Source organism: Providencia sp. TYF-12, from assembly GCF_041344805.1.
GTDB lineage: Bacteria > Pseudomonadota > Gammaproteobacteria > Enterobacterales > Enterobacteriaceae > Providencia > Providencia huashanensis.
The window spans coordinates 1,680,254-1,693,709 of sequence record NZ_CP166833.1 but is presented as its reverse complement, the minus strand read 5'-3'; the positions used below and the strand labels follow the sequence as shown (position 1 = coordinate 1,693,709).

Here is a 13,456-nt window from a genome sequence, read left to right as displayed (position 1 = left end):
TACCGATAAAAAAGGCGGGATTCCCCGCCATAAATGGATGAAAAATTAACGTACGCGTGTACTGTCAAAATCCTGAAACACAAAGGTATAGGCTTTGGATTTCAAACGCCCTGCCGAGGCGGCTGAGTTGCCACGACTACCGTTCGTAATTTTGCCGTTACGCGCTGTCACCGTTGAACCATCACCATAAGATGCGACAAAAGTAATGACATCCCCTGCATGGCGACGACCTTTTTTGGCGATGTTGGCCTCGAACAAAATAGACAGGTTTTGGTCTTCTTCACTACCCGCTAATACGTTGATAGTGACCGTTTGTGGGGTCGGGGCAGACCAGCTCACCAAGTTGCCATTAATATCCATACCCGTTTGTGCAATATCCACCGCCGGTAAATCTAACGGGTCGGCATCATCCGCAAAAGAGGTAATTAAAATTCCCGCAGGAAAGGTTTTGCTCGCTTGAATAGTGAAACTCAAGCCTGTTGCAGAAATATCACTCATTATCAATTCCTTATACTAAGTTATGTGAGCCTTCGACTTTACGTACCCAATCACCTTTTCCGTAAATCAGCACGTATTTCATGACGTATTCAGGTAAACCATTTTCCCCTGTACTTTCAACAATCTGTGCGTTGTACCAATAACCTTTGTCCTGCACGTCATACCATGCAAGGTCATCCCCAGACGCATCAGCAATCGCCAATGTTTGTACTTCAGTCAGCGTTTTACCCGCTAAAATTGTGCCGTTATCCAATGCCTTAGTAACAGCCCCTGCAATAACCATCAGTGCACGAGCTTCACCATCTTTGTTGGCTGGTACACCGCGAGTCGCGAGTAACACACTAAACCATTGCTGCGCGATATAAGCTTTTAACCACTGCTCATTGGCATGCACACTCATATCCAGCGGGTTCGATGGCCCGCCACACAGAAAACCACGTTGATAAAAGCGAATCTGTGAACCAGCAACCGCGGTTTCACCGTAGTAGTTCACACGAAGCTTATCGTAGCGATCCGCATCTTTATCGGTAGTGACTTGGGCAGGAAACGCAATACTAAACTGGCGGAACATGTAATTTGTCGTCGCATTAGTGCGGTCGTAATCCGTTGCCGCCATAACTGCCATGGGTAGGGCTTGGATAAAGAAACTATCATCCGTTTTGAGGTTTAACCCAACAGAAGCCGTTCCCATCAAGGCTGCACTAAAATCTTCAACCTTATTTTTACTAACATTAAGGTGTAACTGGTACTTGACGTTTTCACCCGAAATATACTGAGCTAAAGCAACCGCTTGTTCTAATGGCATTTCGTCAAGGAATGTCGCGCTACCAAACGAATCTGAAACTTGCTCGGCAACAATGAAAGCCTCTAAAGGCGTTTGCGCGGGATTCCCCTCCGATGCCGTACCGGAAGAAAGCCCCATGGCTTCAGCCAGCGCAGAATACTCGACACTTATCGATACACTTTCCTGAACACCGCCACTGAGTTCAAACGTGCTTTCCAGTGCATTAAACGTCAGATAGCTACTGGAAAACTGCGGTTCACTCTCAGCATTAAGCTTGCTTTGAATTGTAGACGCGATATCCGAATACGATTTTGCTTCTGATAAATCAATATCTTTATAGCTTTTAGTTACAGCCCCTATCGTGACCGATAGCGTGCCATCGGTAATGATTTTTAAATCCACTAATGCGGCCGCTTTTGCACCAAAGAGCGTAGGCGCACGCCCTACTGGCTCATAGGCGGCAATTTGTAATTCTTTGGGTTTACTGACTGGTGCAGGGCTGACATAGCTAAAATATTGCCGCGCAAAGTGAGCCTCTGGCGCATCAATACCTAATAGCTCATCGACTTGGCCACTGGTAAATTCCAATACTTTACCCGTAGGAATTTTCGGGTTGGTGGAAAATAAACGTGCAGTCAGTTTGCGCATCGGAACAGCAGACGCACCAATGACCGCCGATGCAATATCAACGTATCGTGTTTGTTTAATTGGCATAGTAAAAACCTTATATGCGGTGGAGATTAGGATACAACGCACTAATGGCCGCTGTATCAGGGAAGAGAGAACGTTTAAACGTCACATTAAAATCAAATGAAATGGTTTGTTCATAGTCACCATGTTCGTTCACTATGTAAGGTTGGCGAATATCAGTTGCACGCTGCACACCAATGCCTTGCTTTCTCAATGCGGTGACAAAGGGAAGTGAATTGATGACCATTCGCACCATCGCGGCAATATCATTCGCTGTATACGACCCTAATTGAGTAATAACTGTCTGAACTTGGTATGTTTTTTCAGATAATAGGTTTTCTTGGTGATTGGCATTTTGCCCCTGAATATTGTAGTTGCGCCCCTGCCAACCATGACCTCTTTCATTAATAGAAAAGAACATCACCATATTGTCTTCACTGCCAGGCTTGATAGGTTGGAACCCCGCTTTTACAGGGATATCAAGCCCTATTTCTGTTAACTGCCGCACTAGCTGTTTGTAAATAGCACTATCAATATCATTGTCCGTCATCGTTACCGACCTCAATGCCAATGACCGATATCAAACCGCCCTGTTCATACCAGAGTGCATCACTGATTACAGCGTATTTTTATCGTTGAAAATAAGATAATTAGGTGATGTAGCGCACTGAATGCCTTTGGTATCGAGGGAAGTCTAAAATCGGCAATAAATTGAATATGAATCAACACCCATTGATTGGATATATGGGTTATCTATCGCTTGTTAGCTGCCACGAACTTCAATAGAAATGTGACGTGCCGCAACACGGTATCAATAACCAAATATTATTTGTCCTCCTCTGTAAAATTAACTGCCTGTCGCATCTGCTGCGTATCCCCCGTGGTTTAGCAGGTGATTTGTCTTGGCTGTACTGCCTGATACCGGCTTTTTCTATTGGACTATCCAAAGCCAGTGTGTTTAAAAATTTAACAGCAAGCTTTTTTTAAACATAAAAAACCTCGCTTTAGCATTTAATATATTGTTTTAAATCACTATTTAGTGATATTGAGCACACCCTAGTGTTACATAATCCTGTAACCCTTTAATAATTTGCTCTGACTGCGCAATTCGCTCTCTGAGTAACCAATAATTTCGGATAGCGGAGTCAGTAGGTCTGGCGGTTGTTCCATCATCCACGCGGGAGGTGGAATTGGTTTCGACTTTCGGACAACTGGCTCTGATGTACACCCGCTCAGGATTGCGCTCAGCAGCAATACGCAACTTATCAATTTCAGCATTTGCATTTGTTAGCTCTTGGATATGTTTAGTATCGAGTTTATGAAGCGCTTGAACGCGCTCTTGGTAATCTTCATTGATTTTAACTTGCTCAGCTAGTTCAATGAGTAGCTTGGCATTCTTGGTGTTAAGTTCGCCTATCTTCTCGTACTGCTTCCACATTCCCCATATGGCCACCCATGCAGCGACAAATAACAATGCTCTGACTTTATTCATGGCGGTTACCATAGAGAAGATTAAAAGTTAACTTGTCGGCCCTTATAATGGTCGATGGCTTTTTGGCAACGCTTTTCTAAGCTGGCTTTATCAATGCCACAAGTGTTGCCTGTTAGACGATAAACACCGAACGCAATCATTGCTATCGCAAATAGCACAATGCAAATTGCAGCGGCTACAGGTTTCCATGACATATTGCAGCCTCCGCTTCTCTGCGGTTCACTAACCCGCGCCATACCTTGCCCCCCGCGTAAACCCATCTTTTTAGTTCTTCACAAGCACCGTATTGGTCACCTGCGTTAAGCTTTTTCAACATGGTCGACTTAGCAAATGTGCCAGTGCCAACATTAAAAGCAAATGAATAAAGCGCGGCTTTTGTATGCTCCTCAACAGGGACTTTAACTAGGCGATCTACCTGTAATTTGGTTCTCATAAAATCCAGCTCTAACAGCTCGTTACATTCTTCTTTGGTATAAGTTTTATTGAGAACAATATCTTTCCCTGTGTGCCCATAGCAGACCGTCAGCACGCCAATAACATCCTCGTAGGGCTCATATCTAATCCCCTCATAATGCGCAATCACGGCTAAACCGATAGCCGAAGCCCCTGCACCAACAAGCACAGTGAGTTTTTGTTTGAGTGACATTAGATATCCTTAGGCGCTTTCGCCATAAGTTCGGCAGCTTTTCGTGCAGTGGCTGAGGGGTTTTGTGGGTCAGTTTTATTAACGAGTTCTTCAAATAAACGTGTTCGCTTTCGCTGCTCTCGTCGATTCATAAAAAAGGTAATAAGACCAAGAATAATGCTAAACGCCATCCCGATAATAAAGCCCCACTCATAAAGTGATAGACTTGCAAAGAATGCTGTAAGCCCAGCACTGCCGTAGGCTGCGTTGCTGTATTTATCCATACGCATGATTTCACCCCCTACGGAGTGCCTGAGGTTGAGTTAATAAAAAAGGCCACCTAAGTGACCTTGAAGAATTTAATAGAAAAGCAGCACACAATATACTAATTAAAATATTAGTTATACTCTGTCTCAATAATACCCGTTAAATTAAAGTCATAACTACCACCATTACCTTGTGTTTCTGCTAGCCTTATTAAACTAACTTCAACTGGGATTACTGATGCTCCTGCTTTAGACTTAAACTCTAGTTTTTCATTGGGATTTAATATTTGACCATTTATTTTAGTTTTAACCCCAATATGGCTCGCTGTCGTTTGATATGCTGCACTAGAAAGTTTATGGGCAGCATCAGAAAAATAAACTTTAACATTAACATCCTGCATACATTGATAACTTACTCTGACAGACTCGGCTTGCGTTTCGTATCCAATATTTACATATGTTGGAATGGTATCAAAAGCCAAATTAAGGCTCGGCTCGCTTGTCAAATTACACGGAGGAACAACCTCTTCAAAAGAACCGTGAATGCGAAATTGTAACGGTGGATTTGCAGCAAAGCTTGAAAATGAGCAAGAAAAGATAGTTATAGCCATTATTTTTTTAAAATTGAAAATACTCACAATAAAAACATCCTTTTTTTAAATAAACAAGAAAGGAAATTATTACATTTAAAAAATTAAAAGGCATGAATCTTAATATCAATTAAAAACTAACTATTAGAATAAAAAATTTAACCCACTCAATTTTAGCTTAATTTAAGAATTGCTATTTTATCCATAAAAAATTAACTAGAAATTAGCTTTTTACTATAGACAAAAAAGGCCGCACTAGGCGACCTCTTGAATATAAGCTATCCACAAGACTAGATCACTGAACTTGTAAGGGTTACCTTACATATTAGTCGGTTAAACATAGAAAATGGCATCACTGTCCCCTTTAAATTATGAAGTTTCATTTAAATGTTTTTTAATTTCTAGTGAACACTGCTTAGTGTTATTAACTTCAACTATCTTATGCATAACAGCTGGGTTTGAATCAAAAAAAACATTTAATTGGTTATCAAATCGCTTTGCAAAGCGAAGTAATTCAATGGTATTTAGAATCGTTTCCTTATGTCTTGTTTTTGTTATTTTTGCAAGTAGGTAACGCTTTATTATTCTTAACACACATATCCGATATGGGATCTTCAATCTAATAATCAAAGAGCAGTCTTCAAAGAATGGGAGCATCCGACGATCATACGCGCCTTCAACTATCCAATCTCTTTCCGATTTTATGGCAGAAACAAGTGAATTAATTATCTCAGGAGTATTTTTAATATATTCTCCACTCCTTTTATTCCAATATATATCATCATACGCATAAGTAGGGACATTCAGTTCAATGGCTAATTTTTTAGCTAACGTTGTTTTCCCTGCGCCAGAAATGCCTATAATGCAGACTTTCACTTAAAACCTCACTTATCGTGCTAAACCACAGAAGATCACAAAATAAAACCCTGCCGAAGTGAGGTTCTACTCTTAAGAAAACGCAACACTTGTTGAGGTTTTTAGATATAAAAAAACCCCGCAATCGCGAGGTTTTGAATTGGTAAAATGAGACATCGATTTACTTAATTAGGTATAGAATGTCCATTATGTAAAAATAATAAACCAGCTTCGGACAAAATGCAAGCTTTTTACTGTTTATTTGATCAGTTTATTTTATCGCTTTGCTAAACGCCTGCTCTGCAATACTTTCCTCAATAAAACATTTGCTGGCCAATGTTTCATAAAACGGTTTCCAATTTCGGCGCCATGTTCTTTCGTTAAGCTCTGGTACCAAGTGCTTTATTGCATTATATGCGACAGATGAGGGAACGCGCTTAAAACCGAGGCCTGCACACCGTGGGCAATCTTTGAATACTGGGACGCCCTGTCGTTCTGTTTGTGCTTCATCCAGTACTTTCCCCCGCCCCTTGCATCGACAGCGCTGTGTTAACTGGCCTTTTCCCTTACATGACTGGCAAATCACTTTTTCAGTTTCCACGATCTCACGCTCAGTATTAGTATATCGTTTGGGCTTGTCCTTGGTAAAGGAGGAAAAGACAGCGTCTCTTGTTGAATATTTTGTTGTAGTGACTTGTTTATCAATCATCCCTTTGCCGCTACAGGTTGAACATGGGAAAACGGAACCTGCAGAACGAGCGTAGTCCTCAAATGCGATTTTGGCCAATATGATTAAACAATGACCTAGTTTTTTACCTGCAGCTTTTGCTACCAGCTTTGGGGTCTGTTTTTTCGCATATTGCGTCAAGGCTTCTATGGTAGAAATTTTATCCTCTTCGCTGACATCATTTTTAGCGAGAAAAGCCGTCATGCCAAACTTAGCCTGAGGATCAATCATCCCCATAGCAGCTATGATGTCCGTTCCAGTTAAACGGTCGGGTGATGTACTGCTCGCAGTATCGCTAAATATCGGTGATTTGGGGTGAAAGTTTTTCAGTGCATTTTCGAGTTTCATTGGTCTTGCCTCTAAATAAAATCTAATAACTGAGCTGCCACATTTTCAGCAACCTGTTGGGGGGGAATTTTACGAAATAAAATACAGTTCCAAAGTACATCGAGGGTGGCTTTGTAGAGTTCACCAAAAGCTAGGTCGTTCATTTTGGTAAAACTGATTAATTGGGTGATACGGCGTAGGCTGCCATCGGACATTTCAAAGGTTTCATAATGGCCCAATTGTTCTACTAACCAATAACGGAGAGCATTAAAGAATTTATCAATTGGAGTATTGTCGCCAATTGGCTGCCAATATTTATCCCCTAAATTGAGTATTGCGGAGTAGTTGCGATGGCGTCGTGAATCGCGGTCTTTCTTGAAATCAGCCGAAAGCACACCACCACACTTGATTTTGACGTGCATGAATTCCCTTGCTGGGCGGGAAGCCGAAACAAGAGAGCCGTTAGATATTTTGATAAAGCTATACTGTGCCATACTTTTTCTCTCAGTAGACACAGCGAGTATTTAGATTGGGTGTTCAAGCCAATAAATGGATTATACACAAAACACTGTTTAAATAAACAGTGTTTTGTGTGTTTAACCTACCTATTCCACAGTCGTCTATGATAACAACTTAGATATCCTATTGTTTCGTTTAGAGCCGAATAGCATCACAGTATGTCATCCATTCGAATCAAATTCGCATTCTTACAAGGCTCTCTACTGGCTCTACGTAATGCACAATTTCTTTGAAGCATTTTTACCCCCTGCTTACCAAGAAATAACTCAGCCAGTAATGCCTGATTCTTTTTGCCGCTTACGTTGTTCAGCTTTACGTTCTGTTACTGTTTTTTGTCATTGGCCTGCCACTTCATCTTAGTTTGGTTAATGCACTGAGCAATAACGCTCGATAGATAGCTCATCGACTCGAGCGCCACCAAGATTTGCCCAAAATACGATTGTTGAAAGTACATCTTTTTCGCTTGTTGCGACAAAAAGAGTTATGAAAGATTCTTGGTTCCATAAACCACTTGCTTTATAAACCGATTTTTTCATTTTCACTCCAACTAACGACATCTAATAACCTTATGACAAGACGGCCTTATATCCGTTATAAAATATATAACCATATGATGGGAGCGATTTTCTTTTTTCCAAGTGCATATATTTCAACTTTTAAGCGATGTATTAAACGATTAAAAGATAAATCAAATCACCTCACTTCGGGTTATAAAGCAAGTGGTCTAATAACCCGTTTGTTTTTGATGCCCAGCCAATGCCTTTACAACATTTTGGAATGGAGTTACCTTTGATGACTTAGCTGATATGGCCCTGTATCACGCCAATGGTTTGAGCAAATTCAGACTGATTAAGTTACTGTTATTTTTTAGGTAAATATTTAATCTTATTTGTTAGCTCCTTTTTTACTTAACGATTCAATATTAGCAGTACTAATGACGAAAAATAATAGCAATACTAGTGGCATAATATTAGCAATACAAATAAAATAGATGATATGAATAGAAAAATTTCAGAATCAGACAAAATAGCAGCCCAAAATTTACGTAATATCTGGGAAAGCAAACGTGAATCTCTCAGCTTAACTCAAGAAAAAGCAGCTGAGGCACTTGGCTTTTCTACGCAAGGAGCCGTCAGCCAGTATCTCAATGGCCGTACTGCGTTAAATACAGATACCACATTAAAATTTGCCGCTTTACTTCGTGTTAAGCCTGAAGATATCAACCCCGAATTAAAAATTTTACTCGATTACGTCAGGTCAACAAATAGAAGTGAAGATACCACTCACCCACAACAATCGATTAGAAGCGATCACAACACATTGAGATTAATGGATATATATGCAAAAGCAGGTCCCGGTGGTTTTATTAATAATGACTTCCCTGACACCATAAAATCAATAGAATTCTCTTCCGAAAAGATTTTTGAGTTATTTGGTCGTAAAAGTCTTAAAGGAATTGAGATGATTAATATCAGCGGCGATAGCATGTCTCCGGCAATTAATCCTAGGGATGTTGTTTTCGTTGATACACACAGTGACTTTTTTGATGGGGATGGCGTCTATGTATTTAGTTTTGAAAGCTCCCTATTCATAAAACGATTACAGCGAGTTAAAGGCCGGAAGCTTGCGGTCAAATCTGATAATCCTGCCTATGAAACTTTTTATATTGAAGAAGCTGAGATGCATGATTTACGCGTAATAGGTAAAGTCATAAAGTCTCTTCCAATAAAAATGGTTGATTTTGCTTAACCAAAACAATCAATTAAATACTATCGCTAATATTTTCGGTTTTTTATCGCCTAAAGTAATTAGCAATGCTATTGAATGATAAAAATATCGGTGCTAATATTATTTCTACTAATACAAACACAGCAAGTATTTAGATAAGTGTTCAAACCTAAAAATCAGCCTACCTAGGGAAAAGAGTTAGGCTAACGTAAGAGGCAAGACCAGCCAGTTAGGGCTGACAAGCGTTGATTGATAGGCGTAAAAAAACCCACCTAAATGGGTTTCTTTACCTCGGGTCGCCGACCAAAGCTAACCGAGTATTCTGCTAGCGCGACCAAACGCTAGAAGAGGCAAGACCAATGATAAATCACTGATCAACTTTATTTTAAAGGAGCCGCAATAAAAGCACAACCTAAACGGTCTATGCCCACGCTCTATATGGTGAATTTTAAATTTCATCGGTTTAGGGTAACATTTTAATTGCGTTAGAAAACGTTAGGATATATAGCAAGGATAATGAAAAATAGATTGATAAATGGTACAGTTATTACTGCTTATAGCCCTAGATATTCCCCCTCATCAACTAAATAAACTTGTGTTAAATACCACCTGTTACCCTTAAAATTAAATGATATTCATAAATAGATGAGCAACTTTCTGGCTCGATATATTACATAGTAACAATAATAGATAGCCCTATTGTCTATAATCAAAGCCTATAGGTAAGAAAAAGCCTTTGCAATTAGGCCGTTATGCAGGTTAGTTTTACTCCACCCAAATAAAAAAACGCACTTACCGTGTCATTTCATTGATATATAGTTACCTAAAACATGGTTGATAAGGGGTATCACTGATGCGCAACAAGTACATTAAGTAAAATTTATCAACATGCACAGAGAGATAATAGCCCCTTACTTAAGGTAAATAAGCATTCTTTTCTATATCGATACTTTTCCTACTGATAACCGCTTAACCCTATTATCTTTTTCTATTTTGACAAATTACTATAGATAAAAAATCTATAATATCAAATTTAAAGAAATAATTCCTTATGAAAATAGGCGTAACCCTATCTATAAAGTCGCCATGGCTTATATATAAACTTTCATTAATAAGTACTGCACGCAATTGTTTTCGTTTATTCCAATCAACATCGGATTGCACAGTGATTGTCACCCTATTTTCTTTATCATTTAATGTTGAAAGAGTGATTTTTATTTCTCTTTTTTCTTTATCACATCCATATATTACTCCCAACTTAGGGTATAAGTCATAGTTTATATTTTCAAACAAACCGCTGCTATTTAACTCTCTTAAAAACTTACTAAAAATAATAATCATAGTTATCCAATAAAAAGGTGCCATTAGTTAGCACCATAAATTACAATATAGAATATAAAGTTAAATTTAATAGCTATGTGAATAGTTTTTGTATCTATACCCTTGAGACTTCATACATTCAGCGATGAGTTCTGGCCTTTCATTTGAACTCACTAAAGCAATACCAATATCATATTTACATTTTGCCAAGACATTTTCAGAGTCTTCATAATTTACACCTTCTTTATACCAGCCTGGGCCTACAACACATCCACATAATAAAAACACTGATGCATATATAGTATATTTAATATTTATTTTCATTTGCATGTTCTTTAAAATGTATATGAGAGACCAATTATATTGACTAGCCCATATTTTTGTTTTGTAATTGGGCTATCAGCCGCATCACCAAATAGATAATAACCTCCAGATTTTAAATTAAGGAAAAAATTCTCACTCAACCTATAGTTCAACCCGATTAGAATACCTGCATCTTTAATACCTGCTTTGGGGGTATATACAGCGTAATCCGTCTTAAGAGACTGCTTTTCAGTCACGCCGAAGTAAGCTTGGTTATAATTTTTATTTACGTATCTTGTGGATATATTGGTATCAATAAACCAGTCATCATTTAATTCAAAATGCGAGTTAACCCCAAACTCAACCCTTGTTGCATTATCAACATCTACCCCGCCATAATCCCTATGTCCAAGTGCCGTCAATGAATTAATATAGATAGAATGCTCTTCTATACTATAACTCACTTCAAAACCCGCAGCTATAGCACCTTTAAGGTCTCCCATTCCCTTTAAGTCTTTATTTTTACTACCAGAAAAACCAATTTCCTCTTTTCGACCTTGCATATAAGCGCCAAGAACACCTATATGAAAATTATCAAACAGACTATATTGCCACTTTGCACCACTAGTGCCCAAACTAAATATACCAAAACTGTTTGTATCTACTGTGTATTGGATCGTCGCATCCGGTATTAAAATATATTTATCAGACCCTTCATAGGGTGATGACATTCCAACACCTGCACCTAATATTAATTCATCGGCAAAAGAATTAGTGCATAAAATAGCACCCAACATTGGGACTAAATATTTAACTGTCATGATTTTCACTCTTTATTTACATGATTATAAATGTAATTGGCTTATTAAAGACATTTTGGATTTTTCAACATAACGTTTAAGGCCATTTTCATCATAAAATGCCTTATCATTTCCATTATTTAATTCTTTAAGTTTATCTATAAGGTCAAACTTATCTCCCTTACTTGCAATAAATATATCTACCTTTTGATCATACAAAACCTGATAGCTATACTGGAGGTCTTCAATAATTTCTGGATAATTCAGATTATTAATTAAATAATAGCCAGGAGTTGCTAGGCTATCTGCATATATCAGTGTGTCATTATTATTTAGTTTTATCTTCCATGACGTACTTCCCGGTAAATGCCCTGGCGTTAATAATATAGTAAAAGTTACACCATCAAGACTAAATGATTCATTATCATTTAAGAGTAAATCTGTTTTAACTGAAGGAAATAATAATGCATCACCTAATGCAAAATCATCTGCTCCACCTAAAGCCAATTGCTCAGCATTGAGTTTATTCGAAACGACCTTTGCACCACTTATTTTTTTTAATTTAGCTATCCCACCCGCCTGATCCAACCTAGCATGGCTGTTCAAAATATATTTGATATCCCTAATATTAAACCCTAGTTTTTCAATATTACTTTGAATTAACTCTGCGCTTTCATTTAAGCCCGCATCAATGAGTACATGACCTTTATTTGTTGTGATCAATATAGACGTTAAATTTGTCGTTCCAACATACCAAACTTGAGGGGCTATTTTGAAAGGTGCAATAGGCTTTGCCCATTCCATAAAGACACTTTTAGGTGGAGCGACAGATAATGGTTGCTCAGGATGTAATGAAGCATAAGCCATAGGTTGCACGACTAACCCTTGCATGCAGAGCAATACTATTAATTTTAACTGTTTCATGAATACCGTTACTTGTTTATCATCGAAACAAGATGATAATATAAGTAAATTGAATTCTGCTCATTAATATTGGTACAAAATGAACCTAGCTCAATTTGATTTTAATCTTCTCAAAGTTCTCTATGCATTACTTTTAACAGGAAGTACCAAGGAAGCAGCTTCTAAACTGGGTATTTCATCTTCCGCGGTCAGCCACGCATTGAGTCGGCTACGCTCAGCGTTGGGTGACCCGTTATTTAAACGAGAAAATAATCTTCAAGTTCCAACCCCATTTGCTTTAACACTTAAAGCGAAACTCGTTCCCCTTTTTATTTCCTTGAATGATGATTTATTTACAGATTCCATTGATGGCTCAAGAAGTTTCAAAATTGTCTGCCCCCCAGCATTGATGGATATTATGACCTCTCCTTTATCAGAACTGTCTTTCAAGTTAGATTTTTACGCGGAATGTATTCCATACCAAAGGCGGTCTTGGCGTGAAGAAGTGCTTGATGGCACCATTGATTTAGTCTTTGCTGTCGGTGGAGATCAAAGCCCTGTATCGTCGCTAAAATTTGAAACTATAGGTATTAGCCGATTAGTCATTATCTACGGAGCGCCATTAAGACCAGCTTTAGAGCACGTTAAAGAATTAAGCCTTGAACAACTCGTATCTTATAAACATGTCTATTGTTTACCTTGGCCCCAAGATGACAACGAACTAGATAGGCAATTACGTCGAAGAGGTTTATTTAGAACTATTGGCTTTAAATGCCCAGAATATTCGCAAGTGATATCAGCAATAAATAGCAGCCCATATTTAGCGATTGTGCCAGAACCTTGGCTAGAAAATCAGTCACTAAAACATACCATTTACCAAACGAAGCTTACTGATAGCCTTGCCATTGGTAATTTATTTATGATGCACAGAAAATCAATGCAACCTTGGAAGAAAAAAATTGTTGCGTCACTTAAATCCAAAATAGAATCGTATTATAAGACGACTAATTTATAACGATATCAGAGCAT

The 13,456-nt window shown here is 38.5% G+C and carries 18 protein-coding genes; 2 read left to right on the top strand and 16 right to left on the bottom strand.

What is annotated here, in order from left to right; all coding sequences use genetic code 11:
• Nucleotides 1-45 precede the first annotated feature (45 nt).
• From ABE954_RS07510 to ABE954_RS07455, 12 genes are all read right to left on the bottom strand, one after another.
• Entirely contained in the window at nt 46-498 is a 453-nt protein-coding gene (locus ABE954_RS07510; RefSeq protein ID WP_071548262.1) for a hypothetical protein, read from the bottom strand.
• Between the two features lie 10 nt (nt 499-508).
• Nucleotides 509-1,996, bottom strand: a complete 1,488-nt coding sequence (locus ABE954_RS07505; protein ID WP_210787148.1) for a DUF3383 domain-containing protein — start codon at nt 1,994-1,996, stop codon at nt 509-511.
• A 10-nt stretch (nt 1,997-2,006) separates the two neighbouring features.
• Nucleotides 2,007-2,522 carry a hypothetical protein gene (locus tag ABE954_RS07500; protein WP_166696615.1) on the bottom strand — a complete coding sequence of 172 codons (516 nt, stop codon included), beginning with the start codon at nt 2,520-2,522 and terminating at the stop codon, nt 2,007-2,009.
• A 486-nt stretch (nt 2,523-3,008) separates the two neighbouring features.
• Nucleotides 3,009-3,464: a lysis system i-spanin subunit Rz gene (locus ABE954_RS07495; RefSeq protein ID WP_226619128.1), complete on the bottom strand. Its 456-nt coding sequence runs from the start codon at nt 3,462-3,464 to the stop codon at nt 3,009-3,011.
• 20 nt (nt 3,465-3,484) lie between these two features.
• Complete coding sequence (locus tag ABE954_RS07490) at nt 3,485-3,658, bottom strand: hypothetical protein (protein ID WP_187550119.1); 174 nt, start codon at nt 3,656-3,658, stop codon at nt 3,485-3,487.
• A complete protein-coding gene (locus ABE954_RS07485; RefSeq protein ID WP_371025814.1) occupies nt 3,640-4,110 on the bottom strand; it encodes a lysozyme in 471 nt (156 codons plus the stop codon). The genes ABE954_RS07490 and ABE954_RS07485 overlap by 19 nt, the downstream gene beginning before the upstream one ends.
• The gene (locus ABE954_RS07480; protein WP_042844233.1) at nt 4,110-4,379 is read right to left on the bottom strand and encodes an HP1 family phage holin; all 270 of its coding nucleotides are present in this window, start codon (nt 4,377-4,379) and stop codon (nt 4,110-4,112) included. Before ABE954_RS07480 ends, ABE954_RS07485 begins: the two co-directional genes overlap by 1 nt.
• A gap of 107 nt (nt 4,380-4,486) precedes the next feature.
• Nucleotides 4,487-4,993 (bottom strand): hypothetical protein, encoded by a 507-nt coding sequence (locus tag ABE954_RS07475; protein WP_166696612.1) that lies wholly within the window; start codon nt 4,991-4,993, stop codon nt 4,487-4,489.
• Nucleotides 4,994-5,314: 321 nt separating this feature from the next.
• A complete protein-coding gene (locus tag ABE954_RS07470) occupies nt 5,315-5,821 on the bottom strand; it encodes a hypothetical protein (RefSeq protein WP_042844959.1) in 507 nt (168 codons plus the stop codon).
• Between the two features lie 250 nt (nt 5,822-6,071).
• Nucleotides 6,072-6,875, bottom strand: a complete 804-nt coding sequence (locus ABE954_RS07465) for an antitermination protein (protein ID WP_048607795.1) — start codon at nt 6,873-6,875, stop codon at nt 6,072-6,074.
• Between the two features lie 11 nt (nt 6,876-6,886).
• Nucleotides 6,887-7,348: a DUF1367 family protein gene (locus ABE954_RS07460; protein ID WP_129466188.1), complete on the bottom strand. Its 462-nt coding sequence runs from the start codon at nt 7,346-7,348 to the stop codon at nt 6,887-6,889.
• A gap of 390 nt (nt 7,349-7,738) precedes the next feature.
• A complete protein-coding gene (locus ABE954_RS07455; protein ID WP_164975505.1) occupies nt 7,739-7,909 on the bottom strand; it encodes a hypothetical protein in 171 nt (56 codons plus the stop codon).
• Between the two features lie 460 nt (nt 7,910-8,369).
• Between ABE954_RS07455 and ABE954_RS07450 the strand changes: the two genes are divergently transcribed.
• Complete coding sequence (locus ABE954_RS07450; RefSeq protein ID WP_071548264.1) at nt 8,370-9,122, top strand: LexA family transcriptional regulator; 753 nt, start codon at nt 8,370-8,372, stop codon at nt 9,120-9,122.
• Nucleotides 9,123-10,079: 957 nt separating this feature from the next.
• On the opposite strand, the gene ABE954_RS07445 is transcribed toward ABE954_RS07450, so the two are convergent.
• From ABE954_RS07445 to ABE954_RS07430, 4 genes are read right to left on the bottom strand one after another with little or no spacing between them, the layout of a single operon-like run.
• Nucleotides 10,080-10,466, bottom strand: coding sequence for a hypothetical protein (locus ABE954_RS07445; protein ID WP_042844968.1), 387 nt, complete (start codon nt 10,464-10,466; stop codon nt 10,080-10,082).
• Between the two features lie 42 nt (nt 10,467-10,508).
• A complete protein-coding gene (locus tag ABE954_RS07440) occupies nt 10,509-10,745 on the bottom strand; it encodes a hypothetical protein (protein ID WP_042844971.1) in 237 nt (78 codons plus the stop codon).
• An 11-nt stretch (nt 10,746-10,756) separates the two neighbouring features.
• Nucleotides 10,757-11,545, bottom strand: coding sequence for a MipA/OmpV family protein (locus ABE954_RS07435; RefSeq protein WP_129466190.1), 789 nt, complete (start codon nt 11,543-11,545; stop codon nt 10,757-10,759).
• A 24-nt stretch (nt 11,546-11,569) separates the two neighbouring features.
• The gene (locus tag ABE954_RS07430) at nt 11,570-12,448 is read right to left on the bottom strand and encodes an HARLDQ motif MBL-fold protein (RefSeq protein ID WP_129466191.1); all 879 of its coding nucleotides are present in this window, start codon (nt 12,446-12,448) and stop codon (nt 11,570-11,572) included.
• Between the two features lie 79 nt (nt 12,449-12,527).
• On the opposite strand from ABE954_RS07430, the gene ABE954_RS07425 reads away from it, so the two are divergent.
• Nucleotides 12,528-13,442, top strand: a complete 915-nt coding sequence (locus ABE954_RS07425; RefSeq protein ID WP_042844974.1) for a LysR family transcriptional regulator — start codon at nt 12,528-12,530, stop codon at nt 13,440-13,442.
• Nucleotides 13,443-13,456 lie beyond the last annotated feature (14 nt).